The sequence below is a fragment of the Xenophilus sp. genome, assembly GCF_044462705.1.
Lineage (GTDB): Bacteria > Pseudomonadota > Gammaproteobacteria > Burkholderiales > Burkholderiaceae_C > Xenophilus > Xenophilus azovorans.
Genome location: NZ_JBIQNC010000008.1, coordinates 1 through 18,423, shown reverse-complemented (window position 1 = coordinate 18,423; position 18,423 = coordinate 1). Strand labels below are relative to the sequence as shown.

At 70.2% G+C, this 18,423-nt stretch carries 16 protein-coding genes; 2 read left to right on the top strand and 14 right to left on the bottom strand.

Annotated elements, in window-relative coordinates:
- Positions 1-2 precede the first annotated feature (2 nt).
- From cydD to ACIY1X_RS02930, 10 genes are all read right to left on the bottom strand, one after another.
- Positions 3-1,682, bottom strand: a complete 1,680-nt coding sequence (gene cydD, locus ACIY1X_RS02975) for a thiol reductant ABC exporter subunit CydD (protein ID WP_399677872.1) — start codon at positions 1,680-1,682, stop codon at positions 3-5.
- A 180-nt stretch (positions 1,683-1,862) separates the two neighbouring features.
- A complete protein-coding gene (locus tag ACIY1X_RS02970) occupies positions 1,863-2,954 on the bottom strand; it encodes a BMP family ABC transporter substrate-binding protein (protein ID WP_399677870.1) in 1,092 nt (363 codons plus the stop codon).
- A 103-nt stretch (positions 2,955-3,057) separates the two neighbouring features.
- On the bottom strand, positions 3,058-4,107 hold the full coding sequence (locus tag ACIY1X_RS02965) for an adenosine deaminase (protein WP_038218235.1): 1,050 nt from the start codon (positions 4,105-4,107) through the stop codon (positions 3,058-3,060).
- Positions 4,108-4,199: 92 nt separating this feature from the next.
- Positions 4,200-4,940 carry an enoyl-CoA hydratase/isomerase family protein gene (locus ACIY1X_RS02960; protein WP_051954109.1) on the bottom strand — a complete coding sequence of 247 codons (741 nt, stop codon included), beginning with the start codon at positions 4,938-4,940 and terminating at the stop codon, positions 4,200-4,202.
- Positions 4,933-6,093: a CaiB/BaiF CoA transferase family protein gene (locus ACIY1X_RS02955; protein WP_399677868.1), complete on the bottom strand. Its 1,161-nt coding sequence runs from the start codon at positions 6,091-6,093 to the stop codon at positions 4,933-4,935. The genes ACIY1X_RS02960 and ACIY1X_RS02955 overlap by 8 nt, the downstream gene beginning before the upstream one ends.
- 25 nt (positions 6,094-6,118) lie before the next feature.
- Entirely contained in the window at positions 6,119-7,519 is a 1,401-nt protein-coding gene (locus tag ACIY1X_RS02950) for an MmgE/PrpD family protein (protein WP_399677866.1), read from the bottom strand.
- Between the two features lies 1 nt (position 7,520).
- On the bottom strand, positions 7,521-8,264 hold the full coding sequence (locus ACIY1X_RS02945) for a CoA-transferase (RefSeq protein ID WP_399677865.1): 744 nt from the start codon (positions 8,262-8,264) through the stop codon (positions 7,521-7,523).
- Positions 8,265-8,278: 14 nt separating this feature from the next.
- Positions 8,279-9,124 (bottom strand): CoA transferase subunit A, encoded by an 846-nt coding sequence (locus tag ACIY1X_RS02940; RefSeq protein WP_051954111.1) that lies wholly within the window; start codon positions 9,122-9,124, stop codon positions 8,279-8,281.
- Position 9,125: 1 nt separating this feature from the next.
- Positions 9,126-10,526: a phenylacetate--CoA ligase family protein gene (locus ACIY1X_RS02935; RefSeq protein WP_399677864.1), complete on the bottom strand. Its 1,401-nt coding sequence runs from the start codon at positions 10,524-10,526 to the stop codon at positions 9,126-9,128.
- 20 nt (positions 10,527-10,546) lie between these two features.
- On the bottom strand, positions 10,547-11,515 hold the full coding sequence (locus ACIY1X_RS02930) for a Bug family tripartite tricarboxylate transporter substrate binding protein (RefSeq protein WP_399677862.1): 969 nt from the start codon (positions 11,513-11,515) through the stop codon (positions 10,547-10,549).
- A gap of 127 nt (positions 11,516-11,642) precedes the next feature.
- Between ACIY1X_RS02930 and ACIY1X_RS02925 the strand changes: the two genes are divergently transcribed.
- Positions 11,643-12,407 carry an IclR family transcriptional regulator gene (locus ACIY1X_RS02925; RefSeq protein WP_038218242.1) on the top strand — a complete coding sequence of 255 codons (765 nt, stop codon included), beginning with the start codon at positions 11,643-11,645 and terminating at the stop codon, positions 12,405-12,407.
- 117 nt (positions 12,408-12,524) lie between these two features.
- Complete coding sequence (locus ACIY1X_RS02920; RefSeq protein WP_038218244.1) at positions 12,525-13,496, top strand: tripartite tricarboxylate transporter substrate binding protein; 972 nt, start codon at positions 12,525-12,527, stop codon at positions 13,494-13,496.
- Positions 13,497-13,574: 78 nt separating this feature from the next.
- Here the strand turns inward: ACIY1X_RS02920 and ACIY1X_RS02915 are convergent, their stop codons facing one another.
- Genes ACIY1X_RS02915 through ACIY1X_RS02900 form a run of 4 tightly spaced genes read right to left on the bottom strand, consistent with a single transcriptional unit; the run spans position 13,575 to position 18,393 of the window.
- On the bottom strand, positions 13,575-14,738 hold the full coding sequence (locus ACIY1X_RS02915) for a BMP family ABC transporter substrate-binding protein (protein WP_038218246.1): 1,164 nt from the start codon (positions 14,736-14,738) through the stop codon (positions 13,575-13,577).
- A gap of 49 nt (positions 14,739-14,787) precedes the next feature.
- The gene (locus ACIY1X_RS02910; RefSeq protein WP_399677861.1) at positions 14,788-15,708 is read right to left on the bottom strand and encodes an ABC transporter permease; all 921 of its coding nucleotides are present in this window, start codon (positions 15,706-15,708) and stop codon (positions 14,788-14,790) included.
- A 2-nt stretch (positions 15,709-15,710) separates the two neighbouring features.
- Complete coding sequence (locus ACIY1X_RS02905) at positions 15,711-16,853, bottom strand: ABC transporter permease (RefSeq protein ID WP_399677859.1); 1,143 nt, start codon at positions 16,851-16,853, stop codon at positions 15,711-15,713.
- On the bottom strand, positions 16,840-18,393 hold the full coding sequence (locus ACIY1X_RS02900; RefSeq protein ID WP_399677857.1) for an ABC transporter ATP-binding protein: 1,554 nt from the start codon (positions 18,391-18,393) through the stop codon (positions 16,840-16,842). Before ACIY1X_RS02900 ends, ACIY1X_RS02905 begins: the two co-directional genes overlap by 14 nt.
- Positions 18,394-18,423: the final 30 nt, after the last annotated feature.

Sequence of the window (18,423 nt, the reverse complement as noted above, 5' to 3'; positions counted from 1 at the left end):
GCTCATGCCGCCTCCATCTGCGCGCCGGTCTCGTCCAGCCGCACCACGCGATGCATGCGCGCCGCCAGCGCCGGATCGTGGGTGGCGACGATGAGCGTGCGGCCCCGGGCGAGTTGCAGCAGGGCATCCGTCACCTGTGCGGCCGTGTCGCCGTCCAGGTGCGCCGTGGGCTCGTCGACCAGCAGCAGCCCGGCCTCGCGCTGCGCCGCCAGGCGGGCGAGCGCCAGCCGCACCAGTTCGCCGCCGGACAGGCCCTGGCCGCCCTCGCCCAGCGACGCCGCCGGCCGCGCAGCCGCCAGTTCGCCCAGCCCGGCCAGATGCAGCGCCGCGTCGATGTCCTGCGCGCCGACGCCGGGCCTGCCCAGCGCGACGTTGTCGCGCAGCGAACCGGCGAAGACATGGGGCCGCTGGTCCATCCAGCCGATGCGCCGCCGCAGCGCATCGGCGCTGCCCGCATCCATCGCGGCCGCACCGATGCGCACCTCGCCGGCCTGCGGTGCGAGCAGGCCGGCCAGCAGCGCCAGCAGGGTGCTCTTGCCGCCGCCGCTGGCGGCCACCAGCGCCACATGCTCGCCCGGACGCACGTGCAGCGCGAAGCCGTCGAAGACGCCCGCGCGGCCCGGATGCGCGAAGCGCAGCCCGCGCACCTGCACGTCCAGCGGCCCGGCCGACGGCAGCGCGGCGGCCGCCTCCAGGGACGCATCCGACCCACCCGCGGACGCGGGCGCCAGCTGCCGCAGCCGGTCCATCGCCGCTTCGCCCGCGGCGCGGTCGTGCCAGACGGCCGCCAGGTCGCGCAGCGGCTCGAAGAAGGCCGGCGCCAGCAGCAGGACGAACAGCCCCTCGCCCAGGCTCAGCGTGCGCCCCCAGGCGCCGAAGCCGATCTGGCCGAGCAGATGGAAGCCGACGTACACGGCCACCATCGCCACGCCCAGCGCCGAGAACAGCTCCAGCACGGCCGACGACAGGAAGGCGATGCGCAGCACCGCCATCGTGCGCCGGCGCAGGTCCTGCGCAGCGGCATGCACCCGCTGCGCCGTCCGGCCGACGGCGCCCAGCGCGCGCAGCGTCGGCAGGCCGCGCAGCCGGTCGAGCAGGAAGCCGTTCATCCGGCCCAGCTCCGCCATCTGCGCGTCGCTCGCCGACCGGGCGCGCCAGCCGACGATGGCCATGAACAGGGGAATGAGCGGCGCGGCCACCAGCAGGATCAGCGCCGCCGCCCACGACCACCACAGCACCGCCAGCAGCAGCACCGGAGGCACCCAGATCACCCGCAGGCGCACCGGCGCGAAACGCACGCGCCAGGGCAGCACCGCCTCGGCCTGCTCGGCCAGCGTGCTGGCCGCCTCGCCGGAAGCCGGTGCGTCCGGATCGGCCTGCGCCCGCCGCGCCGCCAGGGCTGCCGCCGCGCCGGCGCGCAGGCCGGACAACTCGCGCCGCGCTGCCGTGAATGCCAGGCGCAGTCCCCAGGCGTCACAGGCGGCCCGCAGCAAACCCACCAGCGCCACGCCTGCCGCCGCGGGCAGCACCGCGGCCACACCGCCGCCGTCCGCGATCCGCTGCACCGCCCAGGCCAGGAGCGCCGCCTGGGGCACCCAGAGCAGCGCCGCCAGGAACTGGATCACGCCACCGGCCTGCGGCGGAGCAGTGTCAGTGTGCGGCTGCGGAGCAGTGGTCGGCATCCGTAGGGTACTGAGTTTTCAGTAATTATTGAAATTACAGCAATGATACGACCTCAATCAACAAGCGGCCAGGCACATGGTTCATCATTTGGCAGCCGAGCGCCACCCCCCGGGGCGCGGCCGGGCCGCCCCCGGCGCGACGGCGCGACCGCCCGCCGGCAACTCGTGCAGGCGCGGGGCTCAGCGCGAGATGCGCCCCTGCACCCCTTCGGCCAGCCAGTCCATCTTCAGGATCCGGCCGTCGTCCAGCGCCGCGCCGCGCGCGATGGCGACCCGGCCCTCGCTGTCGCGCACGTCGGCGCCGGCGGCCGCAAAAGGCTTCAGGCGGCCTGACGCGATGTCCTGCTGGCGTGCCAGCACCTCGCGGCGCACGGCCTCGGGCACCCTGGGGCCGAAGTCGCCCACGCGGATCATTCCTTCCTTCACGCCGCCCCAGGTGTCGGTGCTCTGCCAGCGGCCCTCCAGCACCGCGCGGGCCCGCTCGGTGTCGTAGGCGCCCCACTGGTGGGTGATGGCCAGCAGCTGCGCGTCGGGCGCCACCCGGCGCATGTCGGAGTGGTAGGCCACGGCCAGCCGGCCGCGCTCCTGCGCCGCCCGCATCACGGCGGTGGAGCCGGTGTGGAAGGCCAGCACGTCGGCGCCCTGGTCCATCAGGCGCATGGCGGCGTCGTGCTCCAGCGCGGGGTCGAACCAGGTGTTGAGCCACAGCACCTTCACCTGCGCCTGCGGATTGACCGAGCGCATGCCCAGCGTGAAGGCGTTGATGCCCTGCAGCACCTCGGGGATCGGGAAGCCCGCCACGTAGCCCGCCGTGCCCGACTTCGTCATCCGCCCGGCCGCGATGCCGGCCAGGTAGCGCCCCTCGTAGTAGCGCGCGTTGACGGTGGCCACGTTGGCGGCGCGCTGGTAGCCGGTGACGGACTCGAACTTCACCTCCGGAAACTCCCTGGCCACCTTCAGCGTCGGCTCCATGTAGCCGAAGCTGGGCGTGAAGATGAGCCGGTGGCCCTGGCGCGCGAGGTCGCGGATCACGCGCTCCGCGTCCGGCCCTTCGGCCACGTTCTCGACGTAGGTCGTCTGCACCCGGCCGGGCAGCGCCGCCTCGACGGCCCGGCGGCCCTGGTCGTGCTGGTGCACCCAGCCGGCGTCGCCCAGCGGCGTGACGTAGACGAAGCCGATCTTCAGCGGCGCGGCGGCGGGCTGCGCGGGACAGGCAAGGGGGGAAAGCAAAAGACAGGCAGCCGCGAACGCGGCAGCGAGGTTTTTGTACATGGTGTTCCTCTACATGGCCCCGGCGTGGATGAACGAAAAACGCGCTGCAGCCGGGACGCCTGCAGCGCGAAGGGGGTGGATTGTAGAAGCCCTGGAACAGGCCTCAGGCAAAGGCAGCGAAGTGGGCGCTCAGCCGATCCATGTACGCCTGCTTGGCCTGCGCGTCGGCAAAGCTGCCCGTGAAGCTGTTGGCCGCCAGCTGCCAGGCCTGCCGCGCCCCCAGCCCGGTGGCCGCGAAGGTCCGGGTGAAGTTCTCGTTGACGTAGCCGCCGAAGTAGGCCGGGTCGTCGGAGTTGACGGTGGCGACCAGGCCCGCGTCGAGCAACTGCCCCAGGTTGTGCTGCGCCAGGTCGGGGAAGACGCACAGCTTCAGGTTCGACAGCGGGCACACCGTCAGCGGGATGCGGTCGGCCGCCAGGCGGCGCATCAGGGTCGGGTCCTTCGGGCTCTGCACGCCGTGGTCGATGCGTTCGGCCTTGAGCACGTCAAGGGCGCTCCACACGTAGTCGGGCGGCCCCTCCTCGCCCGCGTGCGCGACGATGTGCAGGCCCAACTCGCGGCAGCGCGCGAACACGCGGGCGAACTTCTCCGGCGGATGGCCGACCTCGCTGGAATCGAGGCCGACGCCGATGAAGCGGTCCCGGAAAGGCAGCGCCTGCTCCAGCGTGGCGAAGGCGTCCTCCTCGCTCAGGTGGCGCAGGAAGCACAGGATCAGCGCGGCATCGACGCCGAGCTGCGTCTTCGCCTCGGCGCAGGCGCGCGAGAGGCCGTCCACCACGGTCGCCATCGACACGCCGCGCACGGTATGCGTCTGCGGATCGAAGAACATCTCGGTGCGCAGCACGTTGTCGGCCGCCGCGCGCTGCAGGTAGGCCCAGGCCATGTCGTGGAAGTCCTGCTCGTGGAGCAGCACGCTGGCGCCGGCGTAGTAGATGTCCAGGAAGCTCTGCAGGTTGGTGAAGGCGTAGGCGCGGCGCAGCTCCTCGACGCTGGCGTAGGGGATGGCGACGCCGTTGCGCTGCGCGAGCCGGAAGATCAGCTCGGGCTCCAGCGAGCCCTCGATGTGCATGTGCAGCTCGGCCTTGGGCATGCTGCGCAGCAGCTCGGGCAGGCGCTCGGCGGGAATGGCGGCGGGGTCGAAAGGCAGGCTCATGGCGTTCGCGGGGCGTGGGAGGTCTTGCTGCGTCGGAGCATAAGACACGGCCCCTGCCCCGTCCTCCCCGGGGCCTGCCGCCGGATCGGGCCTCAGCGGCTCTGGGCGGCGGCCAGCACGCGCGCGCGGTAGCCCTCGATGCGCGACTTGAGCCCCGGCGTCGCGGCCGAGCGGACCAGCGCTGCCAGGTCACCGTCGTCGCGGTCGGTCCCGCGTGTGGCGGCCCGGATGGCCGCCGCCGTTGCGCGGTCGACTGCGGGCGGGGCGCAAAGCGCCGCCAGCCACCGATCCTCCTCCCCTCCTCCCGCCACGAGGTCGGTGACAAGCCCCGCCTGCACGGCATCGGCCGCGCCCAGGTTCACGCCCTGTGTGATCCAGGCGCGCGCGCGATCGACGCCCACGCGCTCCGCCAGGCGGCGGCTGCCGAGCACCAGGCCGAACTGCGCCCCCGGGAAGCTGAACGACGTACCGGGATCGGCTGCCCTGACGTCGCACGCCGCGAAGAGGTCTGCCCCGGCGCCCCAGGTCCGGCCGCGCGCGCAGGCGACGGTCCGCAGCGGGGCGTGCCACAGCGCGTTCAGCAGTTGCTCGACGCGAACGAAGCGATGCAGCAGATCGCCGTCCGACTGGCGGTCCAGGTCGGACAGGTCGAAGCCGGTGCAGAAGTGCGATCCGCGGGGACGCAGGACCAGGGTGTGGATGTCGTGGTCATCCGCGATCCGCGGCAGCGCGGACAGCAGCGACTCCACGAGCTCCACCGTCAGCGAGTTGCCGCGCGGCGCGCGGTCGAAGTCCAGCGCCACCACGCCCGGTGCGATGAGGTCCTCACGCATCGAGCGGACTCACGGTCTCGGCGCCCCGCAGGGCCTCGGTGTGCTCGCCCAGGACGGGCAGGTCCGTGCGCAGGGGCACGGGCGCGCCGTCGATCCATACCGGGCAGCCGACCGTGCGCGTGCGGGTGGCGCCGGGCAGCTCGATGTCCTGCACCAGTTGCAGGTGCGCAGCCTGCGGGTCGCACAGCGCCTCGGCGTAGCCGTTGATCGCGGAAGCCGGCACGCCGGCCTTCTCGAAGGCCTGCAGCCAGTGGGCCGCATCGCCGGTGGCGAAGCGCGCTTCGAGCAGGACCTTGAGCGCGGCCTGGTTCTGCGCCCGCAGCGTGGGCGTCAGGAACCGGGGATCGTCCAGCAGGTGCGGGCTGTCCACGACCTCGCACACCGCCTGCCAGAGCCGGTTGTTGCCGGCCGCGATGGCGAACCAGCCGTCGCGCGCGCGAAAGGCCTCGTAGGGAGCGTTGCGCGGATGCGCCGACCCGAGCTTGCGCGGGTTGGTGCCGGTGCCGAAGTATTCGCTGGTCTGCAGCGCGGCAATGGCCAGCGTCGTGCCGAACATGGGCACGTCGATGTGTCCGCCCGGGCCGCCCGCGGCCACGCGCGCCAGCATCGACGACACGGTGAACGCGCCGTAGAGACCGGCGGCGAAGTCGGCGATCGGCACGCCGCACTTCACCGGCGCGCCGTCGGCCTCGCCCGTCACGCTCATCACGCCGGCGGCCGCCTGGATCGTGAGGTCGAAGCCGCCCTCGGCGGCGCGCGGGCCGGTCTGGCCGAAGGCGGAGATCGAGCAATAGACCAGCGAAGGCTTTCGCGGTTCGAACCAGTCCCATCCGAGACCGAGCCGCTGCATGACGCCGGGGCGGTTGTTCTCGACCAGCACGTCGGCTTCGAGCACCAGCGATCGCGCCAGCGCCAGGTCGGCCGGCGCCTTGAGGTCCAGCGCCACGGAGCGCTTGCCGCGGTTCAGCGACGCGAAGTTTTCGCTGTAGCCGCCCGACAGCGGCGGCCACTGCCGCAGCGAATCTCCCTCCCGCGGCTCGACCTTGACGACCTCGGCCCCGTAGTCCGACAGCAGCATGCCGCAGAACGGCCCTGCCGCGACCTGGCAGAACTCCACGACCTTGACGCCGGACAGGGGTAGCTGGGAACTCATCGGAAATCCTTTTCTCGGGTGCGGTTCATTGCGGCGCGCGGCGCAGGCGGCCCACCCACCGGGCATCGGGCTGCCGGTGCAGGTCGCGCAGGGTCTCGAGGGCGGCCGCGGCATAGTCCGGGCCGAGGTGGGCGCAGTTGGTCTCGAACTTCTCGGTCAGGTGCGCGAGAGACATCGGACGGTGCAGGCTCCCGTAGGCGTCGTCGACGCGGTCCTGCCACAGCAGCTCGTCGCCGGCGAAGAACTTCAGCGCCCCTGCCACGTGCTGCGGGAACACGGCCTCGAAGGACGGGTCGGTGGTGAACTCGACCTTGGAGGCCAGCGCGCGCGTCGCGTCGTCGCAGACGTAGTTCTCCCTGAAGTCGGGCAGGAAGAGATGTCCGGTTCCCGGCTTCAGCAGCGCGCGGGCAATGCAATACGGTGCGCTCATCAGGGCCATGAAGGGGTCGGCCGGTGCGATTTTCGTGGCCTTGGGCGTGAACAGCGTGACGAAGCGCCCCGTGGCGCTGGCCTCGATGCGCGTGACGGCGCCGAGCCGCTGGCCGATGCCGGCGCGCGCGCGGTCGGCCATCTCCACCAGGGGGTGGATGATGTATTCGAGGGGATACCACTTGAACGACATCTCCTCGCACACCCAGGGCGTGTCCGCCTGCCGGCGCAGCGCCTCGGGCCGGTAGGTGTTGCCCGTGAATGCCTCGAAGAAGCCCTGGCCGGTTTCGAGCACCGAATCGGGCCCCGTGAAGCCCTCCTTCGCCAGCAGCGCCGCCGCGAGCCCGGCCTGCGCCGCCCAGCCGGCCTGCGTCCGCTTGGTGGAGTTGTCCCCGCGGGACACGGATGCCAGCCCGCCGGCGTAGCTGCAGGCAATGGCGATCGCCTGCGCGAAGCGCTCCTCGTCGAGCCGCGCGACCTTGGCGGCGGCCGCGGCCGCGGCGATGGTGCCGAGGATGGCGGTCGGAAAGAAGCCGCGGTTGCGCACGGCCGTGCCGTTCCACTCCGTCGAGCAGGCGGCCCAGCCGATGCGTCCACCGACCTCGTCGCCGGCCATCACCGCCTCGAGAAAGGTGCGGCCGTCGGCATCGAAGAGCTCGCAGGCCGCCATGGCGGCGGGAATGACGATGGTCGAGAAATGCGCCACCGAAGGCAGGTGCACGTCGTCGAAGTCGTATCCGTGGCCCAGCGTGGCGTTCATGAACGCCGCGCCGGCCGGCGTCAGCCGCTCGGCCCGGCCCACGACACTGCAGACCCCGTCGCCGGTGTTGACCTGCTGGGCGCGCAACGACGCGTCGGCGAATGCCTCGGGCGACGAGGCCGCCATGCAGCCCAAGGTGTCGAGGACCGTGATGTCCAGCGCCTTGCGCGTGTCGCTGCCGATGGCATCCAGCCCGCACGCCACCGCCATGCGGGCGAGATCGTGGTGATATGCCATGTCAGCCGGCCTCTGCCATGAACGCGCTGGCCGCGAAGTTGGGGTACACCTCCGCCACCTCGCGGCGGGCGAAGCCGCGCAGCAGCGCGAGTTCCTCGGTGGTGGGTTCCGGGGTGGTGGGCACATCGGCGGGACAGTCGAACTCGAAACCCGTGTGCTGCATCACCTCCTGCACGGTGTGGCCCGGATGCACGCTCTGCAGCGTGAAGCGGGCGTGCTGCCGGTCGAAGCTGAACACGCACAGGCCGGTGACCAGCGCCACCGGCCCGCCGGGGCGGAACACGCCTTCGGGCGATACGCCGGGCGCGCTGATGAAATCGACCTTCGGCACGAACACGCGCCGCGAATGCTCCTCGCGGAACAGGATGGTGCGCAGCCCGGTGTAGTACTGCAGCGCCGAGCCGAACGAGCCCGCGAAGCGCACCCGCGTGCGCGGATAGCCGTCGACGCCCACGAGGTTGATGTTGCCCTGCCCGTCGATCTGGCCGCCGCTGAAGAACTGGATGTCCACGCGCCCCTTGGCCGAGAAGTCGTACTGCTCGCGGATGCCGCCGGTGAACAGCTTGTTGAACTTGAAGCTGCCCAGGATCGACAGCGTGAAGTCGCCCTTGCGCCGCGCATAGACCGCCAGGGCGGCCGCGGCGGGGATGGGCGAGGTGTTGCCCACCCCGATGCTCCTGGCGTCGTGGCACAGCCGCGCGAGGACGGTGGCCAGGAGTTCCTGCTGTGTGTAGCGTGAAGACATGGGTTCCTGCCCCTTCATGCCGCGGCGCGGCTCTTTTTCTCGAACACGAACTCGTCGAGGTAGGCCGCGAAGCCCTCCTCCGTGCGCGCCATGGCGGCATACCGCGTCATGTGCGGGGCATCGAACGGGTATTCGCTGCCGAAGGCCACCGGCCAGGCGCCGCGTTCCACGTGCACCGTGGCCGTGGTGTAGAGCTGCGACACGGTCGACGGCGCGAGGTGCTTGTCCTCCAGCAGGTCGCCCTCGTAGAAGTTCTCGAAGGTGGCGATCACGCGTTTCGCGGCCTGCGCCATGGCCATCACCTCGAAGGCCTTGCCGACCCAGACGTTGCCGTGGCGGTCCCCGTAGAGGCCGTGGAACAGCACGACGTCGGGCTGCAGCGCGGGCAGCAGCACGATGGGATCGCCGCCGTCCGCGTAGGGATTGGCGATGACCTGCCATTCGGGCCGGTACTTGAGGATGTCCGACCCGATCAGGCCGCGCATCGGCATGAAGGGCAATCCCTTCTGCGCCGCGGCGATGGACGAGTGGAAGGCCGGGCAGGTCGTGTCGCGCACCTCCATGCGGCCGGCCGAGGCCCAGGCGCGGAAGCGCGGCGCAAGGCCGAAGTCGCCCAGGATCACGCCGGGCATCTCGAGGTAGCTGACGCAGCCTGCGCCGATGAGCAGGTCCGCCACGTACCCGCTGGGCGGACCGCCGATGAGCCGCAGGTTGCGCGCCCCCTTGCGCACCAGCGCACGCGCGGCCTCGGCCGGTGCGCCGCCGTAGTCGGCGGGAACGACGAGCGTGTCGCCGTCGCGCACGTACTCGGCGAGTTCGGCCACGTTCTGCAGCACGACGGGAGGGATTCTTTCTTCCATGTCAGGCCTTCGCTTCCTGGCCGGGCAGCACATGCACCAGCTTGGTCTTGAGGTTGGAGGTGGCGAGCGAACCCGCCGGGACGATCTGTGCCTTGAGCCGGACCTTCAGCAGCAGGTGGACCTTGGCCTCGATCTTCCGGGCCAGGTCGTCCCACGACGATTCGGACAATGCGGACGCCGCCTCGATGGTCATCCGCACCGGCGGCGTGACGCTGGGCAGCGGCCGATCGAGCACGATCTGCATCTGGCCCGAGATGTCGGGCGAGAAGGTCTCGACCACTTCCTTGATCGCCGTCGGGTAGACCTTCACGCCGGCGATGTTCATGAGGTCGTCCGCGCGGCCGACGAAATGGAAGCGCGACCCGAAGCGCCCGCAGTGCGGGCACTCGCCCACGTTGAGCTTGAGGATGTCGCCCGTGGCGTAGCGCAGCGCGGGGGCGGCCTCGTACTCCAGGCCGGTATGGATCGCCTCGCCGACCTGCCCGTCCACGAGCGGCAGCGGCTTGCGCGTCTCCGGGTCGACGAGGTCATAGCGGAAGCAGTAGTCCTCTGCCATGTAGTGCAGGCCCTGGTGGTCCGGTCCGCCGCACTCCACGGTCGCGTTGGTCCAGGCGCCGGAACTGGAATCGAAGACCTTGGCGCCGGTACCTTCCTGCAGCCGCCTGCGGTAGGCCGGAATGGCCATGCCGGGCTCTCCGCCGACCAGGATCACCTCGATGCCCATGGTGTTGAGCGGCCGGCCGAGCTGCTCCGGCGCGCGGGCGATCAGGTGCGAGACCATCGACGGCGTGGCGAACAGCACGCGCGGCCGGCACGCCTCGATGTACTGCAGCGCCTTGGTCACGCCCGCTTCCGCGCCGAGCGGGATCGGGCGCGCGCCGTAGGCTTCGGCAGCCTGCACCATGGTCGTGCCGGCCACCCAGATCGACAGCCCGAACAACTGCAGGATCGAGTCGCCGCGCCGCAGCCCGATCATCTCGAAGACGCGGCCGATCGTCAGGTAGGTGAGCTCGAGATCCTTGCGCGTGAACAGATAGAAGGTGGGAAGCCCGGTGGTGCCCGAGGTGCCCGCGACGTGGATCACGTCCTCGACGGGCGCGCACAGGTGCATGCCGAAAGGATGGCCGTACTTCTCGAGCGACTGCGCCTGCGACTCCCGGTGCAGTGCCTTGGTGAGGAACGCAGGCAGCGCGCGGAACTCGTCGATGGTGCGGATGTCGCGCGGATCCGCTATGCCTGCCTCGCGCATCTTCGCGTTGTAGTACTCGTTCTTGAAGCAGTAGGCCATCTGGGGCCCGAGCTTGCGCATGCGCAGCTCGTCGAGCGCGGCCATGTAGGCAATGGGATCTTTCCTGGCGATCGCGTCGGCGTAGCCGGGCCCGAAGGGGGATGTCGTCTGCATCTGCGTTTTCTCGTTTGCGGTCAGTTGATGGCGGTCAGGTTGGTGGACTTGATGATGGCGCCGTAGCGCGCAAGGTCGTCGCGAATCCGGTCGGCGAAGTCCTGCGGGGTGCCCGGCATCGGGAATCCGCCCAGCGACTCGAGACGCTTCTTGATGTCGGGCATGGCCAGGATGCGCACGACCTCCTGGTTGAACTTGGCGACGATGTCGTCGGGCACGGCGGCAGGCGCGACGAAGCCATACCAGGTGCCGAACTCGAACTCCTTGCCCGTCGCCTCCAGGGCCGTGGGCACATCGGGTGCGAGCGGATGGCGCTGCCGGGCCGTGATGGCGAGCGCGCGCAGCTTGCCTGCCTCCACCAGCGGCTTGCCGACGAGCACCGTGTCGAGCGCGTACTGCACCTCGCCGCCGGCCACGGCCGCCACCGCAGGCGCGCTGCCCTTGTAGGGGATGTGCTTGGCATCGATCCCCATCACCTTCTTGAAAGACTCGCCGGCGATGAACGAGATGCTGCTCGATCCCGCGTAGTTGAACTTGCCCGGGTTGCGCTGTGCGAGCGCGATGAAGTCGGGCAGCGTCGTGGCCGGCACCTCGTTGTTCACGAGCACGAAGATCGGAGAGCTCGCGATGAGGGCCACCGGGCGCAGGTCCTTGATGTCGTAGTTGGCCTTCGTGTAGAGGTACTTGTTGATGGCCAGGGTGGGCGTCACGATGCCGAGGGTGTAGCCGTCGGGCGGCGCCTTGGCCACGAGTTCGGAGCCGATCTGCGTGTCCGCGCCCGGCTTGTTGTCGACGACCACGGGCTGCCCCCACGCCTCGCCGAGCTTCTGCCCCACCAGCCGCGCCATCACGTCCGCGCCGCCGCCGGGCGGGTACGGAACGATGATCCGGATGGGCTTTTCGGGGTAGCCCGCGGCGGCGGCGGCGCCCGAGATCATCATCAGCGGCAGGGCGATCACACCCGCGAGCTTCGTCAGTGTCATGTGCATGTCTTGTCTCCTTGAGTTTTCCAAATAATAGAACGCCGTTCCTATTTATGAGATAATTTAGCGGTGGACGCGAAACGGTGTCAAGCACGCCGCGCCCGCCATCCGCACTTCAGAAGGAGAGACCCGCGTGGAAAAAACAGTCATCAAGGCCTTCAATACCCTCGAACTCCTGGCGACGAGTTCCGAGCCGCAAGGGGTCACGGCATTGAGCCAGGCGCTGGGCCTGGGCAAGAGCAACGTGCACCGCATGCTGGCCACGCTGGTCGCCGCGGGCTACGTCCGCGCCACCGGCGGCGGGCGCTACGAGGCCACGCTGCGCATGTGGGAGTACGGCACGCACGTGCTCATGCGCAACGACGTCAAGCGCGTGGCCGGTCCGCTGCTGCAGCGGCTCGTCAAGGCCACGGGCGAGACCGCCCACCTCTCGGTGCTCGACGGGCGGGAGGTGGTGTACGTGGACAAGATCGACGGCGATCACCCGGTACGGGCCTACTCGCGCATCGGCGCGCGCGCGCCTGCGCATGCGGTGGCCACGGGCAAGGCGCTGCTGGCCGGCCAGTCCGCCTCCTTCATCGAGAGCTACGCCGCGGAACTGCCGCCCGAGGGCTTCACCGGCAAGACCATCGTCACGCCCGTGGCCTTCATCAAGGCCATGGAGGAGATCCGCGAGAAGGGCGTGGCCTACAACACGGGCGAGTGGCGCGAAGGCGTCTGCGGCGTCGCCTCGCCCATCAGGGACAGCAGCGGCACCGTGGTGGCGGCGCTGGGCATCTCGGGGCCGGCCGAACGGCTCAAGCCCGCGGCGCTGCGCAAGTACTCGACCGTCGTGATCGAGGCCGCGGCCCAGGCGTCGAGGGCGCTGGGCTTCCTCCAGCACGCCGCATCGCGCTGAGGCGCATGGCCGCACGGGATTGACAGTGCCCTGATGCGACTCTAGAGTGGTTCCAAATATCGATCAGTCGTTCCAATTAATGGAACAAATTGAACAAACCACCACTGGAGACAACGCATGAAGACACTGAGCCGACGCGCCCTCGCGTCCGTGCTGATCGGCGCCGCCTCGCTCGCAGGCGCCGTCGCATCGCACGCCGCCTATCCCGAAAAGCCCATCCGGCTGGTCGTGCCGTTCCCGCCCGGCGGCGGCGTCGACGTGCTGGCCCGGCTCCTGGGAGAGAAGTTGTCGACGATGTGGGGACAGCCCGTCGTCATCGACAACAAGCCGGGCGCGGACACGCAGATCGGCACGGCGGCGGTGGCCCAGTCCCCGCCCGACGGCTACACCATCGGACTGCTGACCTCGGCCTTCTCCATCAACAAGGCGCTGTACCCCAACCTGTCGTACGACGCTGCACGCGACTTCACGCCCATCACGGGCATCGCGCAGTCGCCGTTCTATCTCGTGGCCTGGCCGGGCCTCGACGCGAAGGACGTGCCGTCGCTGATCGCGCTGGCCAAGAAGAAGCCCGGGGCACTCAACTATTCGTCATCGGGCAGCGACGGCTTCCTGGCCGGCGAGCTGATGAAGAAGGCCGCGGGCATCGACGTGGTCCACGTCCGCTACAAGGGCACGCCCCCGTCGGTCATGGCGGTGATGTCGGGAGAGATCTCGTACTCGTTCTTCACGCTGCTGGGCATCAAGGCCCACGTCGATGCGGGCAAGCTGCGCGTGCTGGGCGTATCGACCGCGACGCGGTCCAAGGACATGCCATCGGTCCCTCCCCTGGCCGAGGTCGGCGTGCCCGGCTACGACATGGCGGTGTGGTTCGGCGTCCTGGGGCCGCGCGATCTCCCGCCGGAGATCACGGCACGGCTCAACGACGCACTGCAAAAGATCCTGGCCATGCCCGACGTGCGCCAGAAGATCGAAAGCCTGGGGGCCTCGCCCATGAAGCAGACGCCGGCGCAGTTCCGCGACTTCCTCGAAGCCGAATACGGCAAGTTCGGCGCCGTGGTCCGTGAGAACAAGCTGCGGCCCGAGTGACGGCACCGCGAGCAAGAAGGCTGGCCACGGCAGAAAAAAGGGCCGCTCGCGCGGCCCTTGTCACCTCGGCTGGAACGCTCAGTTCTTGCCCGGAACCTTGCCCTCCACGCCCTTGACGTAGAAGTTGATGCCGGTGAGGAACTTGTCGTCGGCCACGGCGCCGGCGGCGACCAGTTCCTGGCCGTCCTGGCCGAGGATGGGGCCCTTCCAGATCTGGTAGGTGCCTTCCTTCAGGCCCTTCTTGACCTCTTCCACCTTGGCCTTGGTCTCGGCAGGCACGTCCTCGGCGATGGAGACCATGTCGATCGCGCCTTCCTTCACGCCCCACCAGGTCTGGCCGGTGGTCCAGGTGCCGTCCAGCACGTCCTTGGTGGCCTTGATGTAGTACGGCGCCCAGTTGATGACGGCCGAGCCCAGGTGCGCCTTGGGGCCGTAGGCGGTCATGTCGGAGTCCCAGCCGAAGGCGCGCTTGCCCTTTTCCTGCGCGGTCTTGAGCACGGCCGGCGAGTCGGTGTTCTGGAACAGCACGTCGGCGCCGCCGTTGATCAGCGCGGTGGCAGCCTCGGTCTCCTTCGGCGGGCTGAACCACTCGTTGACCCACACCACGCTGGTGGTGATCTTCGGGTTCACCGACTGCGCGCCCAGCGTGAAGCTGTTGATGTTGCGCAGCACCTCGGGGATCGGCACCGAGCCCACCACGCCCAGCTTGTTCGACTTGGTCATGGCGCCGGCGATGATGCCGGCCATGTACGCGCCCTCGTAGGTGCGGCTGTCGTAGGTGCGCATGTTCTCGGCCGTCTTGTAGCCGGTCGCATGCTCGAACTTCACTTCCTTGGCGTCGTTGGCCACCTTGAGCATCGGCTCCATGTAGCCGAAGGTGGTGCCGAACACCAGCTTCTTGCCCTGGCCCACGAAGTCGCGGAACACGCGCTCGGCATCGGCCGACTCGGGCACGCTCTCGACGAAGGTGGTCTTGATCTTGTCGCCGAACTCCTTCTCCAGCGCCTGGCGGGCCTGGTCGTGGGCGAAGGTCCAGCCGCCGTCGCCGACGGGGCCGACGTAGGCGAAGGCGATCTCCAGCGGTGCCGCCGGGGCCGGGGCTGCGGCGGTGGGGGCCGGCGCCGCGGGCGCGGCCGCGGGAGCCGCCGCTTCTTCCTTCTGGCCGCAGGCCACGAGGGCCGCCGTGGCGGCGGCCGTCATGGCGGCCATCTTGAGCAGCGAACGCTTGTTCAGGTCGGTCATGGAGATAGATCCTTGCGAGGAAGGCGTTGTGGAAAAGGGAAAAGACGCATTATGAGCCGGGGTGGAACGGCCTCCCGATGGAAGCCGGCATGTTCGCGCGGATGAAAGCCGGGTTGCGCGAGATCAGCGCCAGCACCACGATGGTGGCGACGTACGGCATCATCGACAGGAACTGGCTCGGCACGTGCACGCCCTGGCTCTGCAGGTGGAAGCCCAGTTGCGTCACGCCGCCGAAGAGGTAGGCGCCCAGCAGCACGCGCAGCGGCCGCCAGGTCGCGAAGGTGGTCAGCGCCAGCGCGATCCAGCCGCGGCCGGCCACCATGTTCTCCACCCACAGGCCCGTGTACACCACCGACAGGTAGGCCCCGGCCAGCCCGCACAGCGCCCCGCCGGCCACCACCGCCATCAGCCGGATGCGCCGCACCGGGTAGCCCAGTGCGTGCGCCGACTCGGGCGACTCGCCCACCGAGCGCAGCACCAGCCCGGCGCGCGTGCGGTAGAGGAACCAGATCAGCGCGAAGGTGAGCAGCACCGCGACGTACACCAGCGGGTGATGGCGGAACAGCGCCGGCCCGACGAAGGGGATGTCGCCCAGCACGGGGATGGACATGCCCAGGCCCCCCGGCGCCCGCGCCTGCACGTAGTTGATGCCGACGAAGGCCGAGAAGCCCACGCCGAACAGCGACAGCGCCAGCCCGGTGGCGTACTGGTTGGTGTTGAGCCAGATCGCCAGCACGCCGAACACTGCCGCCAGCGCCGCGCCGGCCGCCATGCCGGCCAGGAAGCCCAGCCAGGCGTTGTGGGTGTGGACGTAGGCCGCGAAGCCGGCGATGGCGGCGCACAGCATCATGCCCTCTGCGCCCAGGTTGACGACGCCGGCCTTCTCGTTGATCAGGAGGCCGAGCGAGGCGATCGCCAGCACGGTGCCGGCGCTGAGCATGGCGCCCAGCAGGAGTGCGTAGCTTTCCATCGTCAGGCCTCCTTCGCTGCTTGAGCGGCCACTTCGGGCGTCGAGGCCTGCAGCGAGGCCGTGCCCGCCGCGGGCGCCGCCGGCGCCGCGCCCTGCTTCAGGCGCAGCCGGTACGCCACCAGCGTGTCGCAGGCCAGCAGCGTGAACAGCAGCAGCCCCTGGAACACGGCCGTGAGCGACTTGGGCAGCCCCAGGCGCGACTGCGCCAGTTCGCCGCCGATGTAGAACATGCTCATCAGGATGGCCGAGAACACCATGCCCACCGGATGCAGCCGGCCGACGAAGGCCACGATGATGGCCGCGAAGCCATAGCCGGCCGGCACGTGCGGCGTGAGCTGGCCGAGCGGCCCCGCCACCTCGAGCGCGCCGGCCAGGCCGGCCGCCGCGCCGGAGGTCAGCAGCGCGATCCACACCGCGCGCCGGGCCGAGAAGCCGGCATAGCGCGCCGCCGCCGGCGCCAGCCCGCCCACCTGCTGCGCGAAGCCCAGCCGCGTGCGGAACAGGAACACCCACAGCGCCGCCACGCCCACCAGCGCGATGACCACGCCGATGGTCACGCGCGAGCCCTTCATCAGCCGCGGGATCTGCGTCACCGCGTCGAAGGTCTTGGTCTGCGGGAAGTTGTAGCCCATCGGGTCCTTCCAGGGCCCGCCCACCAGCCACAGCAGCAGCAGCGTGGCCACGTAGACGAGCATCAGGCTGGTGAGGATCTCGTTGGCGTTGCACGCATCGCGCAGCCAGGCCACGATGGCCGCCCACAGCATGCCGCCCAGCACGCCGGCCAGCAGGATGAGGGGCACGATCCACTGGCCCGTGCCCTTGTCCGCCAGCAGCGCGACGCCGCCGCCGGCGATGGCGCCCAGGATGAACTGGCCCTCGGCGCCGATGTTCCAGAGGTTGGAGCGGAAGCACACCGCCAGCCCGAGCGCGATGATCAGCAGAGGCGTGGCCTTGACCATCAGCTCGCCGATGGCATAGCTGCTGCGGATCGGCTCCCAGAAGAAGACCTGCAGCCCGCGCACGGGGTCCTTGCCCAGCGCGGCGAACAGGACGACGCCGATGACGACGGTGACCAGCAGCGCCAGGATCGGCGATCCGTAGCTCCAGAAGCGCGACAGCTGCGGCCGCAGTTCAAGCCTGAGCATGGGCGCCCTCCTCCATGTTTTTCTCGTTGCGGCGCGCGGCGGCGCCCTCCCATAGCCCGCTCATCCATTCGCCGATCTGCGGCACGGTGGCGGCCGAACGGTCGATGGAAGGCGACAGCCGCCCCTTGGCGATGACGTGCAGCCGGTCGCTGATCTCGAACAGCTCGTCCAGCTCCTCGCTGACCACCAGCACCGCGCAGCCGGCGTCGCGCAGCGCCAGGATCTCGGCCCGGATCAGCGCCGCCGCCCCCACGTCCACGCCCCAGGTGGGCTGGGAGACGATGAACAGCTTCGGCCCGGCATCGATCTCGCGCCCGACGATGTACTTCTGCAGGTTGCCGCCCGAGAGCGACTTGGCCGCCGCGTTCGGCCCGCCGGCCTTGACCTTGAAGCGCTCGATGATGGCCTCGGCCTGCCGCTGCATCCGGCCGGTGCGCAGCCAGCCGCCCGCGCCCACCGCGTCGTCGCGGGTGAGCAGCAGGTTGTGCGCCAGGCCCAGCGTGGGCACCGCGCCGCGGCCCAGCCGCTCCTCCGGCACGAAATGCAGACCCAGCCGGCGCCGCGCGCGCGGCCGCAGGCGCCCTGCCGGCCGGCCGAACACCTCCACCATGCCCGGCGCGGCCCGCACGTCCTCGCCCGACAGGGCGTAGAGCAGTTCCTTCTGGCCGTTGCCGGAGACGCCGGCCACGCCCACCACCTCGCCGGCGCGCACCTCGAAGGAGATGCCCTCCAGGTCCACGCCGAACTGGTCCTCGCGCGGCAGGGCCAGCGCCTGCACCCGCAGCGCGACCCCGCCCACGTTCGACGGCCGGTGCGTGAGCGGCGGCGGCTCGGCGCCGATCATCAGGCGCGACAGCGACTCGTTGCTCTCCTGCCGCGGGTCGCACACGCCGGTGACCTTGCCGCCGCGCAGCACGGTGCAGGCAGTGCACAGCTCGCGGATCTCGTGCAGCTTGTGGCTGATGTAGAGGATCGAGCAGCCCTCGGACGCCAGCTTCTTCAGCACCACGAACAGGCGCTGCACCGCCTGCGGCGTCAGCACCGAGGTGGGCTCGTCCAGGATCAGCAGCTTCGGCTCGGTCAGCAGCGCGCGAATGATCTCCACCCGCTGCATCTCGCCCACCGACAGGGTGTGGACGGGGCGCTGCGGGTCGATCTCCAGCCCGTACTCGCCGGCCTTGGCGACGATGCGGCGCGTCACCTCGGCCAGCGGCTGGCTCTTGTCCAGCCCCAGCCACACGTTCTCGGCCACGGTCAGGGTGTCGAACAGGCTGAAGTGCTGGAACACCATCGCGATGCCCAGCGCCCTCGCCTCCTGCGGGTTGCGCACCGCGACCGGCCGGCCGTCGAAGGCGATGCTGCCCTCGTCCGGCTTGACCGATCCGTAGATGATCTTCATCAGCGTGGACTTGCCGGCGCCGTTCTCGCCGAGCACGGCGTGGGTCTCGCCGGGCTGGACCGTGAGCGAGACACCGCTGTTCGCCACCACGGAGGGGTAGCGCTTGGTGATGCCCGCGAGCTGGAGTCTGGGGGGGGACATGGTCAGGTGGCCTTCGGTCGTCGCTCTTGT

What these genes read in the sequence shown, in the direction of transcription:
- ACIY1X_RS02970 (WP_399677870.1), bottom strand. Translation starts at nt 2,954, where the DNA reads ATGTACAAAAACCTCGCTGCCGCGTTCGCGGCTGCCTGTCTTTTGCTT.
- ACIY1X_RS02915 (WP_038218246.1), bottom strand. Translation starts at nt 14,738, where the DNA reads ATGACCGACCTGAACAAGCGTTCGCTGCTCAAGATGGCCGCCATGACG.
- ACIY1X_RS02960 (WP_051954109.1), bottom strand. Translation starts at nt 4,940, where the DNA reads ATGCGTGAGGACCTCATCGCACCGGGCGTGGTGGCGCTGGACTTCGAC.
- ACIY1X_RS02965 (WP_038218235.1), bottom strand. Translation starts at nt 4,107, where the DNA reads ATGAGCCTGCCTTTCGACCCCGCCGCCATTCCCGCCGAGCGCCTGCCC.
- ACIY1X_RS02920 (WP_038218244.1), top strand. Translation starts at nt 12,525, where the DNA reads ATGAAGACACTGAGCCGACGCGCCCTCGCGTCCGTGCTGATCGGCGCC.
- ACIY1X_RS02945 (WP_399677865.1), bottom strand. Translation starts at nt 8,264, where the DNA reads ATGTCTTCACGCTACACACAGCAGGAACTCCTGGCCACCGTCCTCGCG.
- ACIY1X_RS02950 (WP_399677866.1), bottom strand. Translation starts at nt 7,519, where the DNA reads ATGGCATATCACCACGATCTCGCCCGCATGGCGGTGGCGTGCGGGCTG.
- ACIY1X_RS02910 (WP_399677861.1), bottom strand. Translation starts at nt 15,708, where the DNA reads ATGGAAAGCTACGCACTCCTGCTGGGCGCCATGCTCAGCGCCGGCACC.
- ACIY1X_RS02930 (WP_399677862.1), bottom strand. Translation starts at nt 11,515, where the DNA reads ATGCACATGACACTGACGAAGCTCGCGGGTGTGATCGCCCTGCCGCTG.
- ACIY1X_RS02955 (WP_399677868.1), bottom strand. Translation starts at nt 6,093, where the DNA reads ATGAGTTCCCAGCTACCCCTGTCCGGCGTCAAGGTCGTGGAGTTCTGC.
- ACIY1X_RS02905 (WP_399677859.1), bottom strand. Translation starts at nt 16,853, where the DNA reads ATGCTCAGGCTTGAACTGCGGCCGCAGCTGTCGCGCTTCTGGAGCTAC.
- ACIY1X_RS02940 (WP_051954111.1), bottom strand. Translation starts at nt 9,124, where the DNA reads ATGGAAGAAAGAATCCCTCCCGTCGTGCTGCAGAACGTGGCCGAACTC.
- ACIY1X_RS02900 (WP_399677857.1), bottom strand. Translation starts at nt 18,393, where the DNA reads ATGTCCCCCCCCAGACTCCAGCTCGCGGGCATCACCAAGCGCTACCCC.
- cydD (WP_399677872.1), bottom strand. Translation starts at nt 1,682, where the DNA reads ATGCCGACCACTGCTCCGCAGCCGCACACTGACACTGCTCCGCCGCAG.
- ACIY1X_RS02935 (WP_399677864.1), bottom strand. Translation starts at nt 10,526, where the DNA reads ATGCAGACGACATCCCCCTTCGGGCCCGGCTACGCCGACGCGATCGCC.